Source organism: Proteus sp. CD3 (assembly GCF_008808075.1).
GTDB classification, from domain to species: Bacteria; Pseudomonadota; Gammaproteobacteria; order Enterobacterales; family Enterobacteriaceae; genus Proteus; species Proteus appendicitidis.
In genome coordinates this window covers 2,496,661-2,521,197 of record NZ_CP019686.1, presented here as the reverse complement: position 1 = coordinate 2,521,197, position 24,537 = coordinate 2,496,661, and the positions used below count along the sequence as shown (strand labels likewise).

The 24,537-nt window shown below is 35.8% G+C and carries 22 protein-coding genes; 15 read left to right on the top strand and 7 right to left on the bottom strand.

Features of this window, described 5'->3' with window-relative positions; translation table 11 throughout:
• Positions 1 to 14: 14 nt before the first annotated feature.
• Positions 15 to 506, top strand: a complete 492-nt coding sequence (locus BTA34_RS11505; protein ID WP_265576077.1) for a hypothetical protein — start codon at positions 15 to 17, stop codon at positions 504 to 506.
• A 5-nt stretch (positions 507 to 511) separates the two neighbouring features.
• On the top strand, positions 512 to 3,214 hold the full coding sequence (locus BTA34_RS11500) for a sugar transporter (RefSeq protein WP_151435698.1): 2,703 nt from the start codon (positions 512 to 514) through the stop codon (positions 3,212 to 3,214).
• 59 nt (positions 3,215 to 3,273) lie between these two features.
• Here BTA34_RS11500 and BTA34_RS11495 read toward each other — a convergent pair whose 3' ends face one another.
• Together BTA34_RS11495 and BTA34_RS11490 are read right to left on the bottom strand one after the other, a co-directional pair.
• Positions 3,274 to 4,149, bottom strand: a complete 876-nt coding sequence (locus BTA34_RS11495) for a T3SS regulon anti-activator ExsD domain-containing protein (protein WP_265576076.1) — start codon at positions 4,147 to 4,149, stop codon at positions 3,274 to 3,276.
• 84 nt (positions 4,150 to 4,233) lie between these two features.
• Positions 4,234 to 5,070 (bottom strand): helix-turn-helix transcriptional regulator, encoded by an 837-nt coding sequence (locus tag BTA34_RS11490; RefSeq protein ID WP_151435696.1) that lies wholly within the window; start codon positions 5,068 to 5,070, stop codon positions 4,234 to 4,236.
• 1,165 nt (positions 5,071 to 6,235) lie between these two features.
• Between BTA34_RS11490 and BTA34_RS11485 the strand changes: the two genes are divergently transcribed.
• The gene (locus BTA34_RS11485; protein WP_226892275.1) at positions 6,236 to 6,751 is read left to right on the top strand and encodes a bactofilin family protein; all 516 of its coding nucleotides are present in this window, start codon (positions 6,236 to 6,238) and stop codon (positions 6,749 to 6,751) included.
• An 81-nt stretch (positions 6,752 to 6,832) separates the two neighbouring features.
• The gene (locus BTA34_RS11480) at positions 6,833 to 7,390 is read left to right on the top strand and encodes a GNAT family N-acetyltransferase (RefSeq protein WP_151435694.1); all 558 of its coding nucleotides are present in this window, start codon (positions 6,833 to 6,835) and stop codon (positions 7,388 to 7,390) included.
• Here the strand turns inward: BTA34_RS11480 and BTA34_RS11475 are convergent.
• Positions 7,368 to 7,718, bottom strand: a complete 351-nt coding sequence (locus BTA34_RS11475; protein ID WP_151435693.1) for a nitrous oxide-stimulated promoter family protein — start codon at positions 7,716 to 7,718, stop codon at positions 7,368 to 7,370. The two genes, BTA34_RS11480 and BTA34_RS11475, sit on opposite strands and share 23 nt — an antisense overlap.
• A 179-nt stretch (positions 7,719 to 7,897) precedes the next feature.
• Between BTA34_RS11475 and BTA34_RS11470 the strand changes: the two genes are divergently transcribed.
• Positions 7,898 to 8,143: a DinI-like family protein gene (locus BTA34_RS11470; RefSeq protein ID WP_036934877.1), complete on the top strand. Its 246-nt coding sequence runs from the start codon at positions 7,898 to 7,900 to the stop codon at positions 8,141 to 8,143.
• A 132-nt stretch (positions 8,144 to 8,275) separates the two neighbouring features.
• Here BTA34_RS11470 and BTA34_RS11465 read toward each other — a convergent pair whose 3' ends face one another.
• The gene (locus BTA34_RS11465; RefSeq protein ID WP_023581559.1) at positions 8,276 to 8,515 is read right to left on the bottom strand and encodes a YecH family metal-binding protein; all 240 of its coding nucleotides are present in this window, start codon (positions 8,513 to 8,515) and stop codon (positions 8,276 to 8,278) included.
• Between the two features lie 110 nt (positions 8,516 to 8,625).
• Positions 8,626 to 8,841: a DUF465 domain-containing protein gene (locus BTA34_RS11460; RefSeq protein ID WP_023581560.1), complete on the bottom strand. Its 216-nt coding sequence runs from the start codon at positions 8,839 to 8,841 to the stop codon at positions 8,626 to 8,628.
• Between the two features lie 252 nt (positions 8,842 to 9,093).
• Here BTA34_RS11460 and eco point away from each other — a divergent pair, with 252 nt between their 5' ends.
• Positions 9,094 to 9,585 (top strand): serine protease inhibitor ecotin, encoded by a 492-nt coding sequence (gene eco, locus BTA34_RS11455; protein ID WP_100159065.1) that lies wholly within the window; start codon positions 9,094 to 9,096, stop codon positions 9,583 to 9,585.
• An 88-nt stretch (positions 9,586 to 9,673) separates the two neighbouring features.
• Here eco and BTA34_RS11450 read toward each other — a convergent pair whose 3' ends face one another.
• Entirely contained in the window at positions 9,674 to 10,111 is a 438-nt protein-coding gene (locus BTA34_RS11450; RefSeq protein ID WP_151435692.1) for a universal stress protein, read from the bottom strand.
• 534 nt (positions 10,112 to 10,645) lie between these two features.
• On the opposite strand from BTA34_RS11450, the gene BTA34_RS11445 reads away from it, so the two are divergent.
• A complete protein-coding gene (locus BTA34_RS11445) occupies positions 10,646 to 11,560 on the top strand; it encodes a cation diffusion facilitator family transporter (protein ID WP_151435691.1) in 915 nt (304 codons plus the stop codon).
• Between the two features lie 83 nt (positions 11,561 to 11,643).
• Here BTA34_RS11445 and ghrB read toward each other — a convergent pair whose 3' ends face one another.
• Positions 11,644 to 12,603 carry a glyoxylate/hydroxypyruvate reductase GhrB gene (ghrB, locus tag BTA34_RS11440; RefSeq protein WP_151435690.1) on the bottom strand — a complete coding sequence of 320 codons (960 nt, stop codon included), beginning with the start codon at positions 12,601 to 12,603 and terminating at the stop codon, positions 11,644 to 11,646.
• Positions 12,604 to 13,305: 702 nt separating this feature from the next.
• On the opposite strand from ghrB, the gene galE reads away from it, so the two are divergent.
• From galE to BTA34_RS11400, 8 genes are all read left to right on the top strand, one after another.
• Positions 13,306 to 14,322, top strand: a complete 1,017-nt coding sequence (gene galE, locus BTA34_RS11435; protein WP_151435689.1) for a UDP-glucose 4-epimerase GalE — start codon at positions 13,306 to 13,308, stop codon at positions 14,320 to 14,322.
• Between the two features lie 45 nt (positions 14,323 to 14,367).
• Entirely contained in the window at positions 14,368 to 15,423 is a 1,056-nt protein-coding gene (locus BTA34_RS11430; protein ID WP_151435688.1) for a UDP-glucose--hexose-1-phosphate uridylyltransferase, read from the top strand.
• A gap of 274 nt (positions 15,424 to 15,697) precedes the next feature.
• Positions 15,698 to 16,858, top strand: a complete 1,161-nt coding sequence (gene galK, locus BTA34_RS11425; RefSeq protein WP_151435687.1) for a galactokinase — start codon at positions 15,698 to 15,700, stop codon at positions 16,856 to 16,858.
• Positions 16,858 to 17,928 carry a galactose-1-epimerase gene (gene galM, locus BTA34_RS11420; RefSeq protein WP_151435686.1) on the top strand — a complete coding sequence of 357 codons (1,071 nt, stop codon included), beginning with the start codon at positions 16,858 to 16,860 and terminating at the stop codon, positions 17,926 to 17,928. Before galK ends, galM begins: the two co-directional genes overlap by 1 nt.
• A 183-nt stretch (positions 17,929 to 18,111) precedes the next feature.
• Complete coding sequence (locus tag BTA34_RS11415) at positions 18,112 to 19,122, top strand: substrate-binding domain-containing protein (protein WP_151435685.1); 1,011 nt, start codon at positions 18,112 to 18,114, stop codon at positions 19,120 to 19,122.
• A 336-nt stretch (positions 19,123 to 19,458) separates the two neighbouring features.
• The gene (locus tag BTA34_RS11410) at positions 19,459 to 21,093 is read left to right on the top strand and encodes a sodium/sugar symporter (RefSeq protein ID WP_151435684.1); all 1,635 of its coding nucleotides are present in this window, start codon (positions 19,459 to 19,461) and stop codon (positions 21,091 to 21,093) included.
• Between the two features lie 257 nt (positions 21,094 to 21,350).
• A complete protein-coding gene (locus BTA34_RS11405; protein WP_151435683.1) occupies positions 21,351 to 23,387 on the top strand; it encodes an IreA family TonB-dependent siderophore receptor in 2,037 nt (678 codons plus the stop codon).
• A gap of 115 nt (positions 23,388 to 23,502) precedes the next feature.
• Positions 23,503 to 24,360: an alpha/beta hydrolase gene (locus BTA34_RS11400; protein WP_265576075.1), complete on the top strand. Its 858-nt coding sequence runs from the start codon at positions 23,503 to 23,505 to the stop codon at positions 24,358 to 24,360.
• Positions 24,361 to 24,537: the final 177 nt, after the last annotated feature.

Sequence of the window (24,537 nt, the reverse complement as noted above, 5' to 3'; positions counted from 1 at the left end):
ATTAAGGAAAAATGATGTCCTTATTACAAAATAAAAAGAATGTTCTCGCTGTTTTTATGGCAACCAGCGTCCTCGCCCTATCTGGGTGTGCGTGGACTGATCAAACTCGTCCAATTGAAGCGCCAGCGCCAACACAAACCACACAGCCTGTAGCAACTACTCAACCAGTAGCTGTTGCACAACCGATTTCTATGGCACCCGCAGCAGAGCCTGCTGATAGTGGCGTAGATGCAAGAAAATTAGGGCTAGCACCACAAAGTGCTTGCATCAAACAACTTGATTCTTTGAAAACTTTTTCTCCATCTGACTATCAATCCATGATGAGTTCATTTAAAGAAATTAGTGAAATCAATGCGATGTACCGTAGTGTTCAAGGTACAGCAAGTAAAGATAGCTTAGATTTATTAAAAATGAGTATTGAATCAAAAACAGAAGTTTTATGTGCAAAAGTTCGCTATTTGTCGATTATGTCAGTTAATTCGACATTAAAAAAATTAGGTGAATAATTACTATGAAATTAAAGCAGAGTGTTTGTCTCGCTTTTATGCTGTTTCCAACACTATCGTTTGCCAATAATGAGTTTAATTCTGTTATTGAAGATTTTGACCGTTATTTTGAAACGCAAGAGCCAATTAAAATTGAGCCTAAAACATCTGCTACAATTTCATCGTCAACAAGAACCGGTCAGGCTAATCGTGGAGTAAATCGCACCACAACAGCGACTCAACAAATAAAACCAGAGCAACGAGTTAAACCTTCTACGCCAGTTAAAACAGATAATCAGGAAGTCGAACCTATTAAGACTCCTGATATCACACTGGCAGAAAATTGCCCTGTGTTACCCGCGGATTATTCAAAATTAAAGAGTGATTACACTCGTTATTTAACACCGTTGCTTTCATTTGTTCCGATTAAGCCTCAATTTGCACCTGAGGATCTTAATCGTTATAGCTACCGAAATAATGCAACGGTTTATAATCCGTTAGCACTTTATTCAAAAGAGAGTTATACAAGACCTCAACGTAATGACAACTTCTTGTTAGATATTATTCCAGGAACATTTTATTCTGTTACGGCCATCCCTTTTCACTTTGCCTATCAGTTCAATCGTTCTGTACTCGATCATAAACAACCTCTTTTTAATAAAACGCTATTAAATCGTTTAGCAGAGACGAGAAATAAATACCAAGCGCTTTATCAGAAATATACTGAGCAGGCAGCTATCACCAAAGCGCATTTAGAAAAACTTCAAAATGCAAATAACCAAATTAAGCAACTTGAATTAACGCTGGCTGAAACAGAAGACAAATTAGCGACGGCGAACAACTTACTTAATGATGACTCGTTAAAACAGGCTGTTGCCAAGCTACAAAGTGATTTAGAAACAATAAAAAAAGAACGTGACTTATTAGTTAAGCAATTAGCCGAAAAAGAGAACGTATTACAGGCAACAACAGTAAAAAATACCGAATTAGCAAAACAGCAACAAGATTTTGAAAAACAAGCAGAGGTACTTAAAACCTTAGAGGCGAAATATACTCAGCTTGAGCAAGAAAAAGAGCAATTACAATCTCAGTATCAACAGGCTCAGGTTCTGTTAAAAGATGACAGCGCCAAAAAAGAGATTGATAAATTACAAAGTTCACTTGAAAGCATAAAAGTAGAGCAAGAGAAGTTAATTAACCAATTAACTGAAAAGCAGGCACTACTCGCTAAAATTGAACAAGAAAAAGAAGCTATACAAGCTCAGTATGTTGAATCTCAGAAATTGCTAAATGACAACAATAAGCAAAAAGAACAAGAATTAGCTAATTTAGAAAGCGCAAAAAATAAAGAGATAGCAACATTAGAAAATTCGTTATCAACAATAACGACTGAGCAAGATAAATTAACTAAACAACTCACAGATGTACAAAATCAATTAGCAACAATAACGAAAGAGAAAGAAGATGTGCAGGCTCTATTTGCACAGGCTCAACTTTTGCTAAAAGATGACTCTGCGAAAAAAGAGATAGATAAATTACAAAGCACATTATTGAAGATCACATCAGAACGTGAAGATTTATCTAAAGAACTTGCGTTAAAAGTAGCAGAAGCAGAAAAGCAACAAGATGCTAATAGCAAACTTGTTGAGGAACAACGTAAAGAAATAGCACAACTACAAGCACAAGTTGAAAAAAGTAATCAGGAACAAATTCAGATTAATAAATCGCTTTTAGCTGTCCAGCAACAAAAAGATCAGGCAGACGAAAAACTAAAAGCAATTCCAGAATTAAAATTACAGTTAGATAATAAAATAACTGAATTAGCTGATTTGAAAAAGAGCTTATCTGCGGGTGAAAAAGCCGTTGATAATTTAATTGCTGATAAAAATAATCTAATAGCTAAGTTAGAAAAAACGCAAAGTGAGTTATCGAATAAATACCAAACATTAGATACACAATTTAAAGAGAATAATATCGCATTAGCTCAAGTCACTACGAGCAAAAAAGAAAGTGAGAAAACGTTAGCATTGCTAGAAAAACAACTCTCTGAAAAGCAAAATACGACGGATAAATTGAGCGCTCAATTAGCTGAAGCAAAAGCACAATTAGAAAAACAAAATACAGAAAGTACACAGCAAATTAGTACATTAAAGCAACAGCAAACAGAATCTATTGCTAAATTAAATGAGCAAATTAAAGCAAAAGATGCTGAATTAGCGAAAGTGAATACAGACACGAGTAATATTTTAAAAGAAAATAAAACGCTAAAAGAGCAGCTTGAGAAAATGGCGGGCGAAGGGCAAATGATTGCTGGGCAACTTGCTTATGCTTATTCGATTATTGGAAAAGATAATGCTCAGCGTAATAAATCCATTTTATCTGAGATCCAAAAACAAAATTACGTGCAATATGATGACAATACTTATTTTAAAATTTTAAAACAGGGTAAACCTGTTGAATCAATAGCGGGTAAAACAGTTGTCTTCACTATGCATGAAGAGCTAACAGATGGCACTGTGACGCTTAATTATGATAAAGCTAAGCCTCTTATCTTACCTTATCGCCAATTACCACTACCATTGAATACCTTTATTGCCAAAGCAGGTATCAATGGTAAAGCTAAAATTTATATCAAACCAGGTGGTGGCTATGGGAAAAATGGTGTTCCAGGGCAAGTGCCTCCAGAATCCATGTCTATCGTAACAATTGAGATCTTAGATATTAAATAGAATAATTAAACGCTAATTTCAGCTCTTCTCTTTTTATTTAAAGAAGAGCTGAAATTTTATTATCGCCATAAAAATTCATCGTTATTTAAACAAAGTTCCCTTTCTAGTAGCCAATCTTTTAATTTTTGACAATTTTCAGGATTTTCTGGAATACTGTTTAAAATCGTCCATAGTGGTTTTATCAATTCTGAGCGTGGTGTTACACCTTGGATGTAATCTAGTGTGTTATTAATTTCAATATTAAAGACTGGCTCATTTTTCCAACTCTCTAAAAGCAACGTGATATCTTTTTGTAGTAGATCATTAATCACTATGAGTCGGACTTTATCTGAATTTAGTTTGATATTGATGTCATCTAAAGATAAAAAAGAATCACTTGTATTTGATAGTTGTTTTCTTTCGAATGACTTAATATTTTCACACTGCTTAATTTGAGACTCTAGCTCTCTTTTGGTTTCATAAAGAGTAAATAGCTGAGGGGTAATATGTTGAACCCAGTAAATAAACAGAGGCTTTATAACAGCTTGAATTAAGCGCATATGCTCATTGATATTGACAGTAGCCTTCAATGATTTATCCCAATCCATTGGTGTTAACGTAGCATTTGCTTGTTGCGCATGAAATGAACGTACCAAGTTAACGACATCAAGGATTTCTTCCTTAGTGATATCAACAAAACAGTATTTTTTTCGTAAAAACCAAGTGGATTGTAATAAACTGTCTACGCTTTCACGACATAATACTCGAGATAATATTTTTATCTGCTGTGCATTAACATCGCATTCAGTGTCACTATTTTTATTAGACTGCAAAGAAAACTGTAGATCAAATAAATCATCTACAGTTTTTTTATCACCGGTTGCCATCATTTTTTTTAGTAAAGTTAAATAATCATAATAATGGGCTTGTGGGGTATGTTTGTTTTCTTTGATCACGATATAGAACTCACTCATAAGAATAAATTTAAAGTATTCTAACTATGAATGACTTTTAGATATTATGATATTCGGTCGGATTTTTTATAATTTTAATCTGATGTTTCTCGCTTTACTTGGTGTCATATTAAAACGACGATGATAGCTTTGTGTAAAGTAAGATTGGCTTGAAAAGCCTGACTCCATTGAAATATCAACAATACTCATTTCAGTAGTCAGTAATAGTTGATGTGCGTAAATAATTCTTCTTTCGCAGATCCATGTTCTTGGAGATGTACCATAGACGTGGTTAAAAAGCTCTTTAAATGTTGTTAATCCCATACCAAATTCACGGGCAAATTGTTTTAGTTTCCAACTTTTTAAATGATTTTTTTCCATAAATATTTTCAAGCGATCAACCTGGCGATGACTGAGTTGACGCAATAATGCCATTAAATCTGAGCCTTGTTCTGTTGACAGCAAAAGGATTAAAAGCTCTTCAATTCGTAACCGTGTGAACGCTTCAGGGCAGGATTGGGCGGTGAGATATTCAAAACCATTGCTACAAAAGTGAATAAGAGGGGAGTCTTGAAAACAAATAAAAGCACTAGAAAATTCTTCATCTCTTTCTATATTACACAAAATATCGTTGTACTTTGACATGAAATCTCTTAAGAAATCATCTGAAAGAGGTATTGCAATAATCTCTACAGGATCGGTGCCTTGTGTTTTTATTGTATAGTTGCCCTGTTGTAAAAAAAGAACTTGATCTTGGTTTGCTGTGATTGTATCTGTGCAGTTTTGCAAAATAAGTGCATTTTTCCGAATAAGGAAGAGGGCTTTTTGCTCATTTTCTAGTATTTGATATTGTGAATAGAAAAAAGATTTTTTTTCAATCGTACAATCGTTTTGATTGTTTTTGTCACATTGCATTGTATTCATAATTCGCCCAAAAATTATTATATGAGTATCACTGTATTTTTATAATGATAAATATAAGAACATTTATAAAAACACTTCTTTATTATTGAGTGCTATTTAAAATAAAAAGGAGATTATTTTCTTTAATTTGATGATGTTTTTTTTAGATATTAGACACTGCATTTTATTTTGCTAATTTAAGATAAGTCGTTTTGTTAATTTAGTGGGATTTGGTATAAATTGCAAAAGAAAATTAAATAAGAAAAATTTTTTATTTGAGACAATAAAGAATGGTAAGTATATTTGTGTAATCAATAATTTACACTTATTTTTTTTAGTATTAAAATCCATATATAACATGGAGTTATTCTTACTTCATTTTCTTTACAGTGTAAATAAATAATAGATGTATTTAAAAGGTAGGTATAATCATTGTTTTCTTATTGTGCTTATCTTGTTATTTAATTGTTGTGTTTTGTTTGAAAAATAAAGTCATAAAATGAGAATTAAAATTGAAAAAGAAAACTGGTTTTTATATGTTATATTAACGTAAGTTATAAAAGTGGATAACTAAAGATAAAATTTAACAAAATATAAACACAGATCTCACACTTAAATCTGATTTCTTCTTAGTGTTTTTTTTCTTCTATTTTTTACTGTGATAGGTGTCTCATATTTTTATTTTGAAAAATTGGATTGTCCTGTGGCTTTATGATAAATATTTTTGAACAATTTTTTTATAAAAAAAAGAATATAAGTATAAAATGTTAATTTTTAATACGAAATATTTATCTAAATAAGTGTTTGCTACTCATAATTTATTTACATTAAAGTTTGGTGATTAAAATAGATAATCTTTGTGTTTAACTAAATATTATTTAGCCTAAGGAACAAATCAAAAAACTAAAAGGTAATAATAGGCTTATTGCTGGCATTATGCTTGTCATTCGTTTATTAAAATGGTGAATGCATAAGTGTATTTATTGTCAGGGAGGTAAGGATATAGCTAATTATGGAGAATAAGCGAACACTGCGAAATATTATATTCAGCGGGATATGGATAATTTGGACTCTTGCCTTAATTGCTTTTTGGCGTTATCAAATGGCAGGCGAGTTTTTGATTATTCTAATCCTAATTTTTAGCATTACTATTTATTATATGACTTTGAGGTTAAAAAAAGCCGCTATGTTTAGTCGTAAAACTGAAACACCAAAAGCAGCAGAGCCTGTTGCACCAGTAATAACAGAAGAGAAAAAACCGATGCCAGAGCAAAAACTATACACGATTATTGCAAAAGGAACGGTATTCCAAGGTGATATTAATGTTGAAGGCGATATCCAAATTTGGGGTAAAGTCGCTGGTAATATTAATGTCAAAGATGGCGTTATTCGTGTTATGCATGCGGGGCAAGTTGAAGGCGAATTAACAGCACCAGATATTATTATTGACGGTTTTGTAAAAGGAATTTGTGCTGCTAATAACCTCGATATCTTAGAACATGGTGAATTACGTGGTACGAGCCGTTGTGGCAGTATGTCTATTAAGCGTGGCGGTATATTTACTGGACAATCAGAGCAAGTTGAACATCAAGCAAAATCAGTTGCTCAACAACGCGTTGTTTCAATAAAAGAAAGCTCTAATGCAAATAAAGATAAAGTTGTTGCACCAGTAGAAAACCAACTAAAAGAAAACAAAAAATAAAACACTATTTTTCTTTTCATTGTTCGTTGCTTATCCTATTTTATCGCTATTGTCTTAATTTTATATAAAAAGAGAATAACGATGAATTTAGATACTCCCAGACTGCACCTAAGAGAATGGCGTGAAAGTGATAAAGCGCCATTTTTTTCTGAGATCAATTCTTCACCTGAAGTAATGCGCTATTTTCCTTGCACTTTATCTCAATTAGAAAGCGATAATATGGTTGAGACTATCCGTGAAAAATTTATTCAACAAAATGGATGGGGAATGTGGGCAGTTGAATTGAAAGAGACTAAAGAGTTTATTGGCTTTGTTGGGTTAAATATTCCAGCAGCGCCTTTGCCATTTAATCCCTGCGTAGAAATTGGTTGGCGGATTGCAAAAAAGTTTTGGCGAAAAGGTTATACCTATGAAGCGGCTTTAACTATATTTAAATTTGCTTTTGAGACATTGAGGTTAGAGGAAGTTGTCGCTTTTACTGCAGTTTCAAACCTGCCATCTCAAGGTGTAATGCAAAAACTAGGTATGCATCAATCTGATAATTTCTTTCATCCAACATTAGATAAAACACATCCTCTTGCTGAGCATGTTTTATATCGCTTAAAGAAATCCGATTTTACTTTTCAGTCGAACGAATAGTACGTTTTTTTTCAGGAAGTGGAGGAACCGGCTTTTTATCATCAATAAGATGACGTATTGCTAAGATCGGATGATAAATTAGCATTCGTGGACCCGCCCAACGCATAATTTGTTTCATTGTTTCTCGTTTTGCTGGTTGATAACAATGAATAGGGCATTGTTTACAGGCTGGTTTATCTTCACCATAGCGACATTTATCTAATCGGTTATATGCATAGTTGATTAATTGTTGATAATAATCTGAGTCAGCTTCAGGATGCGAATGAGCATAAAGGTGAACCATTTTTTGAATGGTTTTTTTTTCACGATTTATTCTTTTTCCTGACATACCTTTCTCTCTTAGTAATATGTTGCATTTATTATACATCTTATCATTAAGCCGATAGAGACGCTAAAATATTATTTAATGCGTAATGATAAAAAATTTTATCAAAAAGACTTTTCTTTTTTCTTAGAATATACTACTGTATTTATATACAGTTTATTTGCCTTTAAATGGTGAAACCAATGCGTGTGGAAATTTTATTTAATAAACAATCTAAGATAACCGACTCATTATTTCCGCTCTTAGAACACGAACTGAGAAAAAAGATCATTCCAGAATATCCAGATATGCAGTTTCGTATTGCCTTTAGTAGCATGAACTCGATTCAAGTTACGGGCATAAAAGATGAAACTAAGCATGAACACATTATGGAACTTATTCAAAGCGTTTGGGAAGATGATGGCTGGTTACAAACAGACGATGAATAAAATATAGTAAAAAATATAGTCAATAAAATCATTACGATTGTCAGAACGAATTGGCTTTTTATTGTTTATATAAAAAGCCAATGACATAGAAAAGGAAATCACTGGCAATCGAGCTTTAAAGCGCTATATCCATCAATGATGGCAAATCTTATTTTCACTCGTTGTAAACCCGCCTTCTGCCGGAATAAATTTACCTTTCCTTTCTAAGAAATCAACTAATTCAGTCGCTGTCATATTTTCAGCTGAGCAAGTATGAAAACGTGAGTCATTGCCGAATTGTTTATGGATAGCATCAATTAGTGATGTTTTAGTAAATGCTGTTTCTGAAGAAAGGATCATTTGCAAAACTTCATGACCATGTATTGATGACATAGGTAGCCCCTAGAAAATAAAAGATACATTAATTATGCATCTTTATAGGGCGGTATCTTTGTTTTTAATCATAAAAAGCGATGACATAATATCATCGCTTAAAAAGAGCCTTATTTTTCACTTCGTTGAAGTATTTTTTGCATTTCATCTTTAAGATGAAGCTTTTCTTTTTTTAGTTTGGCAACTTCATCGTTATAGCCAGCTCCGTTAGGTCCTTCTAATTTAGCAATTTCTTGATCGAGTCGATGATGTTTATCGTAGAGGGCTTCAAAGCGGGGATCACTATTTCTTAATTGAGAAACAAGGGCTTGTTGATCTGAGAACATATAACCTCCTATGAAAAGAAATTGGGTCTCTATTTCAGTATAATCATAGATAGCTTATCTGCACGGTGATGTATCACAAATTTACATTTCATGAAAAAACGTGATTTTTCTTTTTAAAACATTCAGAATTATCCACTCATAGTACTATTTACTAAGATGTTAGCATTCAAGCACTAAAAATATTAGTATTCAGATAATCAGCAATAAAAACATCTGACTAATCTTGTTAACGGCGAAGTGTTCGCTGTAAAAATGGAGAGAGTGATGAACAAAGTAATATTATCTTTAGTAGCAGCAATGTCTTTATCTGCGTGCGCACAAGCTACCGACAGTTTAGATAAAGTTGCACCTTATCCTAAGGCTCAAGAAAATCAAGTTCGTCATGTTATCGAATTAGAGAAAAAAGATAATGAAAACAATTACCAAGTTGAATTAATTATTGGTAAAGAACTTAAAGTAGATTGCAACCATCAGTGGTTTGGTGCGGATTTAGATGAAAAGAATTTAGAAGGTTGGGGCTATAGCTATTATGTTGTTGGCGATTTAAATGGCCCAATGTCAACAATGATGGGATGTGCTGATAATACGAAAAAAGATGCCTTCGTTCAGGCAAATATGGGATCAGATGCCTTCATCCGTTATAACAGCAAATTACCTATCGTTGTTTATGCACCAAAAGATGTTGATGTGAAATATCGTATTTGGTCTGCGGCTGAGACTACCCAAGATTCAGTTAAAAAATAACAGTTAACCTTATTTAAAATAGACCACAGTTTGTGAAAAAGCCCTTTGTTGTTGAGACAAAGGGCTTTGTTGTTATTTAAACTAAATATTAACGTATAACTAAAACTGACATTTTGGCATGACGTACAATCGATGATGCCGTAGAGCCTAATAAATAAGAGGAAACATTAGGTCTATGTGATGCAATTGCAATTAAATCAGCATCAATGTGGCGGGCATATTCTAAAATTTCATCTTTTGCGTTACCAACACCCACATTGCATATAATTTGCTCATCAGGAATTTTTGCATCTTTAATCATGTCTTGTAGTGCAACAAAAGCAAGACGAGTACGTTCTGACGAGTCTTTGAATTTTTCAGGAATAGCGGCAAACTCGATACCAAAGAAAAGTTCAGCATTAGGAATAACGGTGAGGAAGTGGATCTCCGGTTTACCCACCTTTGCTATTTGTTCAATGTGAGCGATTAGTTCCTGAGAAAGTTCATCTTCTAAAATATCAATGGGAACTAGGATTTTCTTATACATTACAAACCTCACTTAGCGTTAGTTTAAAATATTTACCATTATCGCCTAATAGTAAAAAATAGCTGTGATCTGTGTTTTAAATAAGAGTGAGAATGATTATTTACTACTTTACATTATTAAGCATTAAAAATTAAAAACAGTCTGAAATAATATTAACAATATAATGAAAATAAGTTATACACCTTAACTTGTTGACAGAAAAGCGATTAATAAATTTTTATAAAAAATTAATTTCTCTGTTTCTCATTAAAAATAGAAAATGCATAAAAGAATGATTATCAATTATATTATTGTTCTGTATCTATAAGATTTTATTGATAAAAATAAGAGACAGAAAGAGTTAAATATGGCATATTAATAGGCAATGACATCTCAATATGATGTCTGGACAGCAATCTTAGTCCCTAAACTGGATTGTTATTCAGAGTCGTCCTTTATCCTCACCAATGAGTTATGGAACCTGAAATAACCTATGGAACTCTATTTATCTATGGCAATAGAGTAGGCTATTTAAAACCAAATAAGATTATTATTATGACACATAATCACATTGATGATATTGAGTTGGATCGGACTGATAATAAGCAGTCTGAAAAATTTAAGGCAGCTAAGAAAAGCACGTTAGTGAGTGTTTTTGTCAATATTATTTTATCCATTTGGCAAATTACAGTGGGCTTTTTTTCACACTCTCAAGGTTTAATTGCCGATGGCATTCACTCGCTTTCTGATCTTATTGCAGACTTTGTTGTTTTAATTGCCAATAAAGGTAGTCAGAAACGACCTGATGCAGATCACCCTTATGGGCATTTTCGTTATGAAAATGCAGCATCACTTATTCTTGGAACGATTTTATTAATTGTCGGTTTAGGAATGTTGTTTTCTGCCATTCATAAAATTTTAGATCCATCGACTATTCCTGAAGTTCATAGTGTTGCTTTATATGTGGCTTTGCTTGCCTTAGCGGCTAAAGAAGGGTTATTCCGCTATATGCTTACTGTTGCAAAAAAAGTGGACTCCAATATGTTAGTCGCAAATGCTTGGCATGCGCGTTCTGACGCCGCTTCTTCATTAGTTGTTGCGATTGGTATTATCGGAAGCTTGGCTGGATTTAAATTTTTTGACCCATTAGCAGCATTCATTGTCGGGCTATTTGTCGGCCGTATGGGGTGGCGTTTTACTTATCAAGCGCTACAAGATTTAATGGACAGAGGGGCAGATGAAGAGACGCTGAAAGAGATTAAACAGATGTTGGTTTCAACACCGGGCGTGCAAGGCGTTCATGATTTAAAGACACGTCGTTCTGGTGATTATTTACTCGTAGATGTACATCTTGAAATCAAAGGTGATCTCACCGTCAGTGAAAGCCACTCAATTGTTGTTAATGCTCGTAATAAGGTTTTGCAAAATAAACAGATTTTGAGTGTGATGGCTCATGTTGATCCCGCTTAAACTTATTTGAGCATCAAGTAAAAAAGGTAATGAGCGATTTTTCATTACCTTTTTTTGTTTCTTAAAAAACGCTATTTATGATTTTAGAAATTGACGCAGTTTTCTTTTACGTGATCACTCAGCGCTGCAATCAGATTGTCTACGGCACATTCAGCCATCGCATAGCGAGTCTCTTTTGTTGCAGAGCCAATATGCGGCACAGCAACGACATTTTTCATCGTTAATAAAGGTGAAGATGAAGATAGAGGCTCTTTTTCAAACACATCCAAACCAGCACCGGCGATCTCTTTTTGTTCTAATGCATGGATTAATGCCAATTCATCCACTACAGCGCCACGTCCTGCATTAATTAAATAAGCATCCAGTTTCATCATCGAAAATTGTTTTTGACCGATTAAATGGTGTGTTTCTGGTGTTAATGGCAATGTGATACAGACGAAATCAGATTGCTGTAATAATGCCTCTAAAGTGCAATATGTTGCAGCAAATTTATCGTTCACTTCGGTATGTTCTGTACGTGAGTGATAAAGAATATTCATATTAAAACCAAAGTGTGCGCGCTGAGCTAAAGCTTTACCTATTCGCCCCATGCCAATAATACCCATAGTTTTATGATGAACATCAGTACCGTACCAATCTGGTGTGATACCTTTAATCCATAAACCTTGTTTAATATTATCAGCAAGTTCAGGAATACGCCTTGCTACAGAAAGTACTAATCCCATCATGGTATCTGCGACGGTATCTGTTAATACGGTTGGAGTATGCATTAGCTTAATATTACGTTTGGTCAGTGCATTAACATCAACATTGTCATAACCAACAGAAACCGTTGAAACGGCTTTTAAATTAGGTGCTTGGCTAATAAAATTCTCATCGATTTTGCCACCAGCACCAAGTAATCCAGAGGCATTGGCAAGTGCTGAACAAAAATCATCAGAGTCTAAAGAGAGCGTTTTAAATTGTTTGATATCAGCAAAATCGGATAGTTTTTTGTACAGTTTTTTAGGAAGATCTTGATATAGCACGACAATCGGTTTCATTATGTTCTCCATTCAATACTCGTCATACTTCAATACTCGTCATACTCCAAACTACAGCGTTGTTGACTGCGTTCATTCGCACCAGTCAATACTCGTCATACTTCAAACTACAGCGTTGTTGACTGCGTTCATTCGCACTAGTCACATACTTATGTATGCTCCTAGCGACTCATTCACTTGTCGCCTAGCTGTAATTTGAATTATTTAGAGTATTTATGCAATAAAACACTTATTAAACTGCAAGTATTTATTGAGAGTATTTATGCAATAAAACACTTATTAAACTGCAAGTATTTATTGAGAGTATTTATGCAATAAAACACTTATTAAACTGTAAGTATTTATTGAGAGTGTTTTTACACCGCTTAAACATATTAGCGAGGAAGTTAATAAGGTATGATAAAACTTATTGAATGTCAGTTTTATCATATAATTAGCGCATTAAATGAGATGTAATCGTTTACTTTTAATGTGTATTGTTTTTAGTGTTAAATCGAGAGATTGTGTTGCTTATCCTACTAACTTACTGTAATGCAAGTCTAAATTAGGATATTGGATAAAAATTTAAAGCGTATCAAAAGAGTGTAAACGTTTACACTAAATGTCGGTTTGATCACGAAATGATTTTGTTGATCTTGCTAAACTCTGTGTCAGTGAACAGAAACCGTCTTGCGCTTTTCCTTTAGATCAAAAGAGGTGAATGTGGAAATATTAGTGACAGGTGGTATGGGATATATCGGTAGTCATACTTGCGTACAAATGATTGAAGCAGGCATGACACCGATTATTTTAGATAACCTTAGCAATGCGAATGACGAAGTGCTTAATCGTGTTGAAGCCTTAACAGGGAAACGCCCTCTATTTTATAACGGTGATATTCGTGATGACCAACTATTAGCATCCATTTTTGCTAAGCATTCTATTCAATCTGTTATTCATTTCGCGGGATTGAAAGCAGTTGGTGAATCTGTTCAGAAGCCCATTGAATATTATGACAACAATGTTAATGGCACATTGGTGCTCGTGCGTTGTATGCGTGATGCGGGCGTAAAAAGTCTTATTTTTAGCTCCTCTGCAACCGTTTATGGTGATCCTCAAGCGGTTCCTATCACTGAAGATTCGCCTGTAGGGGGCACGACTAACCCTTATGGCACCAGCAAATATATGGTCGAGCGCATTTTATCTGACTTATTTGTTGCTGATGAAAGTTGGTCTATTAGTTTGCTGCGTTATTTTAACCCAGTAGGGGCGCATCCATCAGGTACGATGGGGGAAGATCCTAAAGGTATTCCAAATAATTTAACCCCTTATATTGCACAAGTGGCAATTGGTCGTCGTGAACAAGTCGCTGTTTTTGGTGATGATTATCCAACAAAAGACGGTACAGGTGTTCGTGATTATATCCACGTTATGGATCTGGCTGATGGTCATATCGCAGCATTAAATGCATTAGGCAAAAAAGCGGGCTTACATATTTATAATTTGGGAACAGGTAACGGCACTAGTGTGATTGAAATGATTGAAGCATTTCGTAAAGCTAGCGGCAAACCTATTCCTTATCAATTACAAGCTCGTCGTCCTGGTGATATTGCAGAATGTTGGTCAAGCCCTGCAAAAGCAGAGAAAGATTTACACTGGAAAGCCATTCGTTCAATTGATGATATGGCTGCGGATGCTTGGCGTTGGCAGTTACAAAACCCAAATGGTTATCTGAAATAAGATTTAAAGTATTCAGATAATCTTGAATAAATAAGAGAGAAGGTTATGTCGAAACTGATTTTTGATCCTGTTGAACATCCTCATCGTCGTTATAATCCGCTAACTGGTCAGTGGATTTTAGTTTCACCACATAGAGCGAAACGACCTTGGAATGGCAAAGATGAAAAGCCTCAGATTGCGACACTTCCCTCTTATGATCCTCACTGTTATTTGTGTCCAAATAACACCCGTGTTTCTGGCGATAAAAATCCGGATTACACAGGAACATATGTCTTTAATAATGACCACTCTGCGTTGTTGCAAGACGAATATCATATTGATCCTTCATCAAATCCTTTATTTCAAACTCAAGCAGTGAGAGGAATTAGCCGAGTTGTCTGTTTCTCACCTGATCATGGGAAAACAATCCCTGAATTACCTGTCAGTAGCTTACGTAAAATCGTTGATACTTGGGATAATCAAATAGAAGAACTCAGCAAAGAATATCTTTGGGTTCAAGTATTCGAGAATAAAGGCGAAACGATGGGATGCTCTCAACCTCATCCTCACGGGCAAATTTGGGCGAGTGATTTTTTGCCTAATGAATTAGCGCGAAAAGATGTGCAATTAAAAGCGTATTTTGAAAAATACGGGCGTAATCTATTAATCGATTATGTTGATGCTGAATGTAAAGATGCAAGTCGCACTGTAGTTGAAACAGAGCATTGGCTGGCGGTAGTACCTTATTGGGCTTCTTGGCCTTATGAAACGATGTTATTACCTAAAGTGCATATTCGAAGAATGAGTGAATTAAATAGCGCTCAGCGAGATGATCTGGCTATTGCAATGAAAAAATTAACTAGCCGCTATGATAATTTATTCCACTGTTCTTTCCCTTATTCAATGGGATGGCATTTTGCGCCTGCTTTTAAAGATGATAGGAATATCGATCACTGGCAATTACATGCGCTTTATTATCCGCCATTATTACGTTCAGCCACAGTGCGTAAATTTATGGTGGGATATGAAATGTTGGCAGAATCGCAAAGAGATCTAACGCCAGAACAAGCCGCGAATAATTTACGTCAATTAAGTGACATTCATTATAAAGAGCAACGTTAATAACCATGCAAGTTAATAACCATGCAATATAGCAAGGCATTTTAATTAATCTGCTTTTTGCGCACGAAATAAATTAAATCAGGCATCTCATTATTTACATAATGGTGTGGTGGGATTTTTATACTCTTCATCCTGCAAGTTGCAGGGGTGTTGGCTACGCTCAGCTACCCGAATCACATACATGAGTATGCTCATCGGGATATCTTTGCTTGCCGCCTACCTGCAACTCAAATGATTTAGAGTACATTACTTAATTTTAAGCTAAGGATTTATTATGCAGGCACTTATTAATAATGTGACTCGTTCATTTTCATCTATTTTTGGTTACGCACCTACACATTTTATTCAAGCGCCAGGTAGGGTAAATCTTATTGGTGAACACACTGATTATAATGATGGATTCGTTTTACCTTGTGCAATTGATTATCAAATGGTCGTTGCCGCAGCGAAACGAGAAGACAATACTATTCGCGTTATTGCGGTTGATTACCAAAATGAAGTTGATGAATTTAGTCTCGATAACACCATTGAGTTTTTACCTCATAAAATGTGGGCGAACTATATTCGTGGTGTTATTCATTTTCTGCAAAAAGAGAACTATTCTTTTCATGGGATGGATATCGCGATATCCGGAAATGTTCCTCAAGGTGCCGGGTTAAGTTCTTCTGCCGCGTTAGAAGTTGCCATTGGTCAAACGCTTAAAACACTTTATCAATTACCTATTAGCCAAAAAGAGATTGCATTAAATGGCCAAAAAGCAGAAAACCAATTTGTAGGTTGTAACTGTGGCATTATGGATCAGCTTATTTCGGCTTGTGGTGAAGAAAATCATGCACTATTAATTGATTGCCGTTCATTAGAAACGTCGGCAGTAACAATGCCCGAAAATATGGTTGTGATGATTATCAATACCAATAAAAAGCGTGGTTTAGTTGATAGTGAGTACAATACCCGTCGCCAACAGTGTGAAGAAGCCGCTCATATTTTAAATGTGACCGCATTAAGAGATGCCACATTAGAGGATTTACTTGCTAAAAAAGCATTAATGAGTGATGTGGTTTATCGTCGGGCGCGCCATGTTATCACTGAAAATAACCGAACATTAGATGCCGCAGAAGCCTTACGTCATGGTGATTTAACCACATTGAGTCAGTTAATGATGCAATCACATCACTCAATGCGTGATGATTTTGAAATTACAGTCAAAGAGGTTGATTCATTGGTTGAAATCGTAAAATCAGTGATTGGTGATCGTGGTGGGGTAAGAATGACAGGTGGTGGATTTGGCGGTTGTGTCGTAGCATTAGTGACACCAGATTTAGTTGATAAAGTTATTGACTCTGTTAAGGCGCAATATGAAGCTAAAACGGGATTAAAAGAAACTATCTATGTCTGCTCTGCCAGCCAAGGAGCGGGCTATTCGGAGGCAAAATAATGGCAACTCAGGAGCTTCGTTTTCTTGAACCTGAACAAATGACAGCACAACCCGCATTAGATGGAAAACCTGCGCAAATCGTAGTGCTTAAAAATCGTTTTGGGATGTCTATCTCTTTAATGGATATTGGTGCGACTTGGTTAACCTGTATTGTACCGGTTAATGGATATCGCCGAGATGTGTTATTAGGCTCTGCGGATATGAATGCCCATAAACAACAAACAGCGTATTTAGGCGCAACGGTTGGGCGTTTTGCTAATCGTATTGCAGGAGCCAAGTTTGTATTAGAAGGGCAAGAATATAAAATAAGTGCGAATGAAGGTAAAAATACCTTACATGGTGGTAAGCAAAACTTTAGCCATCTTCGCTGGGGGATCACTGCGCAATCATCTCAATCCGTCACTTTTTCATTAATTTCAAATGATGGTGACCAAGGTTTTCCCGGTACTGTGAAAGTAAGTGTGACCTATACGCTGACAGATAATAATGAAGTGTGCATTGATTATCAGGCGATGAGTGATAAAACTACGCCATTAAGTTTAACTAATCATGCTTATTTCAATCTTGCGGGTGAACATACTGAGCGCACTGCACTTGAGCATGATTTAAAAATTTGTGCGACTCACTATTTAAAAAATGGCAACGGTAATATTCCTACGGGGGAGTTTGTAAGCGTAATAGGAACAGGGTTTGATTTTCGTAAATTAAAACGTGTTGGCCGTGATTTTATGGCAGATGAGTGCCAAAAAGCGGCAAATGGTTACGATCATGCGTTTATTTTAGATAAAAAAGCGATTGAGGATAAAACCCCTGTTGCGACCGTGATTGCTCCTGAAGGTGAACTTAAAATGGATGTTTTTACAACTATGCCTTCTGTCCAATTCTATACCGGTAACTTTCTGGCTGGAACAAGAGGAAAGAGCCGCCATTACGGTAATTACTCAGGGTTGGCATTAGAAACACAATATTTCCCAGATGGTCCTAATCATCCAGAATGGCATGAAAACCAAGGTGTTTTACCTGCAAATACAGCATGGAATAGCCAAACAATCTATAAGTTTTACTCGTAACAACAAAAGGAAAGTGTAAACGCTTTCCTTTTCACTATTTATTTGATCTTTTTACTTTTTAATTTTCCCTTCTTCGCTGATAATCAAGCCACTTAAATTCTATTACTCTCTTTTTTCTTTGTTTGTAGATTAACGGTTCGTTATTTCTTAACCATGAATAAAGGTGATCCATAAGGGGTGGATATGGCGACTATCAAAGATGTCGCGAAAGAAGCGGGTGTTTCTGTCGCTACTGTATCTAGAGTCATTAATAACTCGCCAAAAGCAAGTCAAACATCTATCGAAACAGTTAATGCTGCGATGCAAAAGCTAGGCTATCGACCTAATGCGGCAGCAAGGGCTTTGGTTAGCCAAAGTACGCAAACTTTAGGTGTTTTAGTGCATGACGTTTCAGATCCCTTTTTTGGCACACTCGTTAAAGCGGTTGATAACGTTGCAAGACAATCAGGGAAACACATCTTGGTCTGTAATGGTTATCATGATGCTCAAGATGAGCGACAATCTATCGAATTATTGATTAATAGTCGCTGTGATGGTCTTGTGATCCATTCAAAAGCACTCTCTGATGAAGAATTACTGGCTTATGCTCAAGAAGTTAAAAGCATGGTATTGATTAACCGCTTTATTCCTGACATTGCCGAACGTTGTGTTGCTTTAGATAATTACAAAGGGTCATGGATGGCAACAGAGCATCTTATTCGCCAAGGTCATACTAAAATCGCGTATATTTCATCTACTCATCAGATTGAAGATACAACTCAGCGCCTTGCAGGTTATAAAGCGGCATTAGAAGCCAATAATATCTCATTGCCAGAAAGCTATATTGAGTATGGAGAGCCTGAAGGTGAAGGCGGTGAAAAAGCAATGATGCATCTGCTAACGAAATCTATCGATTTTACAGCAGTAGTGACTTACAACGACTTTATGGCAGCAGGGGCTTTATCTGTTCTTGATGAAAATGAAATCCCTGTACCTGAAAAAATCTCAGTTATTGGCTTTGATGATGTATTAATTGCTCGCTATATTCACCCTCGTTTAACCACGGTGCGTTATCCTGTACAAATGATGGCAGAACAAGCGGCAACACTCGCTATTAGGCTTTCTAAAGGTGAAGTACTCGAACAAAAACAACGTATTTTTTCGCCAACATTAGTTCAACGTAATTCCGTTTTTAATCTTAGCCATCTCTCTTAGTTATCCATCTTAATTATCTCATTTGCTTTTTAATTGAGTCGATCCTCTTAATGGTCTTTACATTAAGAGGTTATACTTAATTAATCTGTGTAATCGTTATCATTTATAGGGCTTTTTTCAACGATTATTTTAATGTCCGAAATTTATAAAAGAAAACCATCATCGTATTTAAAGCGTGAATTTTGCTTTACTCGTCATAGTAATCGTTTGTTTTTCTATTTTATGATCTATTTACGTAACATAAGCGATAAATTTGTGAACAGAGTAACGGAAAAAGCCTGTGAAAACGTTTACATTGAAAACCTATTCTCTCTATGGGTCTGAAAGGAAAATATTATGCATACAGAAAGTGTTGGGTTAAGCACAATAGACTATGCAATTTTTGCCCTCTACGTCGTCATTATTATTAGTCTAGGATTATGGGTTTCTCGTTCAAAGGATGGTGAGAAAAAAGGAACAAAGGACTATTTCTTAGCAGGCAAAACCCTTCCTTGGTGGGCAATAGGTTCTTCGCTTATTGCAGCTAATATTTCGGCAGAACAATTCATTGGTATGTCAGGTTCTGGTTTTTCCATCGGTCTAGCTATCGCCTCTTATGAGTGGATGGCAGCACTGACATTAATTATTGTGGCTAAATACTTTTTACCGGTCTTTATCGAAAAAGGTATTTATACCATTCCAGAATTTGTTGAGAACCGTTTTAAAAGCCGTAATTTAAAAACCATTCTTGCAGTGTTCTGGTTGGCATTATTTATCTTTGTTAACTTAACATCAGTACTTTATTTAGGCTCCTTGGCATTAGAAACCATCCTTGGTATCCCAATGATGTATGCCATTATTGGTTTGGCATTATTTGCTGTTATCTATTCACTCTATGGTGGGCTTTCTGCTGTTGCGTGGACAGACGTGGTACAAGTGTTTTTCCTGATCCTTGGTGGTTTATTTACCACTGTATTAGCCGTTAGCTATATCGGTGGGGATGGTGGGATCATGGAAGGTTTGAGCAAAATGACACAAGCCGCACCTGATCACTTTAAAATGATCTTAGAGAAAGATAATCCGCAATTTATGAACTTACCGGGGATCGCGGTACTGATTGGGGGTTTATGGGTCGCTAACCTTTATTACTGGGGCTTTAACCAATACATTATTCAGCGTGCTTTAGCGGCTAAATCTATCAATGAAGCTCAAAAAGGGCTAGTGTTTGCTGCATTCTTAAAACTCATCGTACCTGTTCTTGTCGTTGTGCCGGGTATTGCTGCATTTGTTATTACGACGAACCCTGAATTAATGGCGGGTTTAGGTTCAATGGCACAAGAGCATATTCCAACGTTATCACAAGCAGATAAAGCCTACCCTTGGTTAACGCAGTTCTTACCAGTAGGTGCAAAAGGTGTCGTTTTTGCTGCGCTTGCTGCTGCAATAGTTTCATCTTTGGCATCTATGCTTAACTCTATCGCGACTATTTTCACGATGGATATTTATAAAGAGTATATTGGGCCAAAAGCCTCTGAAACACGTTTAGTAAACGTGGGTCGTATTAGTGCCGTTGTTGCTTTAATTATTGCTTGCTTTATTGCACCATTATTGGGTGGTATCGATCAGGCATTCCAATATATTCAGGAATATACCGGCTTAGTCAGCCCAGGAATTTTAGCGGTATTCTTGTTAGGTTTATTCTGGAAAAAAACGAATGCAAAAGGTGCAATCATTGGTGTGGTTTTATCTATACCGTTTGCGTTGTTCCTCAAGTTAATGCCATTAGGTATGCCGTTCCTTGATCAAATGATGTATACCTTTATGTTTACTACGGTTGTGATTGCTTTAGTGAGTTTAACCTCGACTAAAACTGATGACAGCGTAGGGGCGATTGTATTAACAGATAAAACCTTTAAAACACAAAGCGGATTCAATATTGCTTCCTACGCCATTATGATCATCTTATGTGTACTTTATGCCGTATTCTGGTAATCACAAGATTGTAATCGGTTAGTTTTCTAAATCTAAAAATACGCTACAAAACAATACAAAGCAGATGGTTATGCCATCTGCTTTTTTGTGATCTAAAACCATTATTTCAAAATATGATAAGCATGGCGTCAATTTGCTTTGATACAGATTAAAAAAAAAGCACTAAAGTGAAAAGAAAATTATTCTCATGATTATTTGATTAAGATAATATTAATCGTTCTCATTATTATAAACGTTATTAATTTCAGGGGATTTTTATGAACTTTAAAATGGGCGTTTTAACAGCCTGTATTTTATCTGCCTCTTACCCGCTGTATGCACAAGAAAACAAAGAAGAAAAACTTGTTGTATCAGCATCGGGTTTTGCTCAACAAATTACAGATGCACCAGCAAGTATCACCGTGATCAGCAAAGAACAACTCGCAAAGAAACCCGTTCATGATTTAGCCGATGCCGTAAAAGGCGTTGAAGGTGTTAGCATTAATGGTAATGCTAATAAGCAAGAAATTACGATGCGTGGTTTGCCCGGTGAATACACACTTATTCTTGTTGATGGTCGTCGCCAAAATAGCCGTGAGTCGCGCCCTAATGGGAGTGGTGGTTATGAAGGTGGTTTTATTCCACCAGCAGATGCGATTGAACGTATAGAAGTTATTCGTGGACCAATGTCATCTCTGTATGGTTCCGATGCAATGGGTGGTGTTATCAATATCATCACGAAGCCAGTAACAAAAGAGTGGCATGGCTCTGTTGCACTTGGCGGTACTTTGCAACATAACCGTGATGCAGGTGATTCCATTAATGGCGATTTTTATCTTTCAGGACCTTTAATTGAAGATAAATTAGGCTTACAGCTTTATGGCAGTAGCTATTTACGCGCTGAAGATAAAATCACTTATGGTCAAGGTCGTAATGATAATAAAAATATTACGGCAAAATTGGCTTTCACACCGACTGATAACCAAACCATTTTATTAGAAGCGGGTCGCAATACGTTACAACGTACAACGACACCAGGTAAATCCATGAGCGAATTTACCATCCGTGGCGGCAAAGCGGATGAAAATAAAATGCTGGAAACCAATAATGACCGTAATCACTGGGCATTAACCTATAAAAATCAGTTTGATATTTTGCATTCAGAATTAAGTGTTTATCAAGAACAGACTAAACGCATCACTAAAACAGAAATGATTGATAAGGTGACAAAAGAGCGCGAGAAGTATTATGAAGATCGCCGCCCTGAAATTACCAATACCGTTTTTGATGCGAAATTTACTGCATTTTTACCTGATAACGTGATGACCTTTGGTGGTCAATATCAATATTCACGTTTAAAAGATGAATCATCTACTGGCTCTGGCATTAAACAATCGACTATTACCGCTGATCAAAAAGCGTTATTCCTTGAAGATGAATATAGCGTAACAGATAACCTTGCGTTAACTGGCGGTGTGCGTCTGGACGATCATGAATATTACGGTAATCACTGGAGTCCAAGAGCGTATGCCGTTTATCATTTAACTGATGAATTCACTTTAAAGGGTGGTGTAGCGAAAGCCTTTAAAGCACCAAGTTTACGTGAAATCAGCCCTGAGTACGGTACTTCAACGGAAAAAGGCCGTGCAATTATGTACGGTAATCGTGATTTAAAACCTGAAACATCAGTTAGCCAAGAAATTGGTATTGGTTATGACAATGGTGATGGTGTTACGGCAAGTGTGACGTTCTTTAATACTGATTTTAAAGATAAGCTCACGAATTACGACACGGGTGAAATAGATCCAATTACAGGTTTAAAACTGTATCAATACGATAATGTGGGTAAAGCGAATATTAAAGGGATTGAAACAGCTGTTGGTTTCCCAATTACGGAAAGTTGGCATGTCAATGCAAACTACACCTATATCGATTCAGAACGTAAAAGTGATGATGAAAAATTATCATCAGGTGAATCCTTAAAAGGCTACCCATTAGATTTAACGCCAAAACACAGCGCCAATGCACGAGTTGATTGGCAGTTTGATGAAGCAACCAGTTTTTATGCCAATACCGCTTATACCGGTAAGCAAGTTTGGGCTGCACAACGTAATGGTTACACTGGGGCGCGTTATCGTAGTGGGTATACAACCTTTGATTTAGGAATGACCTACAACTTTAATAAAAACACCATGTTTAATTTTGCGGTATTAAATATTACAGATGAAACCGGCCCTGCTGTAAATGATAAGGGTGGTAACTGGGTTGTTGATGAAGGTCGTCGTTATTGGGCGAATATTAAATATAGCTTCTAATCAAGCTTAAATTTAAATAAACCCCGTATTAAATATGGGGTTTATTTTTTTATGTCTCTCTATTAATTTCATCTTAATGGTTCAATTTTTAAATTACCGACAGAGTATCTGATTTATGCGAATACTAATGTTATGTGGAATGATTATGTTATCTGCGGTTGCTCAAGCTAGACCTAACCAAGAAGTGCCTGAAATTGAGTCTCAGGCTCACTCTTATTATCAAATTACACAAAAAGAAGTGGCGTATGAGGGGAAACAATATCGCCTCTTTCTTGCTATTCCTAAAAACACAACTAAGACAACACTTATTTTTAGTGTTGATGGAAATGCGCAGTTTCCGTTGATAATAAACGAAGCCATAAAGCAGAAAAATAAACCGCTACCTGCAATTATCAGTGTGGGATATGTGGGGGATAAAGCCTATTTTATTACAGAGAGAATGCATGATTACACGCCAAACGTACTCGGTGAGGCGTTTAGTCAAGGTGGCAATGCCGAAAATTTTTATCAGTTTTTTCTCACGCAAGTTAGACCTTACGCGTTAGAGCAACTCGCTAAAGAGCGCATCACCATTACTCAACAATCGCTGTTTGGTCACTCTTTTGGCGGTGTATTTACTCTCTATGTTTTATTTAATCATCCAGAAACATTTCAACGTTATATCGCAGCAAGCCCCTCATTATGGTGGGGAAAAGGCGAATGGGTGAAAAAAGAGCAATGGCAAGCTATTCCTAACGATATTTCTATTGCAATAACCTTGGGCGAAAAAGAAGAAACACCTGATTTAAGTCGATTGAGTGAAGAACAACAAAAAAATTATCAAGAGCGTAGTAGCTGGTTAACACAACGCCAGTTATGCCAATATTTATCGGAAGCAGGAAAACAGTGTGAGTTTTATCTGTTTGAGGGCAAAGGTCACGGTGGATCTATTCCTGATGCCATTAAAATTGCTTTAGAGAAAGGCAGCAAATAAGCGAAACCCTTTATTTATTTTCAGCTATCCTATTGGATAACGATAGGATAGCAATGAAAATTCTTCATTTATTACCCATTAAATACGTATTTTTGCGTAATAATCTTGATAAAATAATATTTATCTTTTTATAAAATAAATATCTTAACTAAGCTATTTATTTTCTGTAGAAAAAGA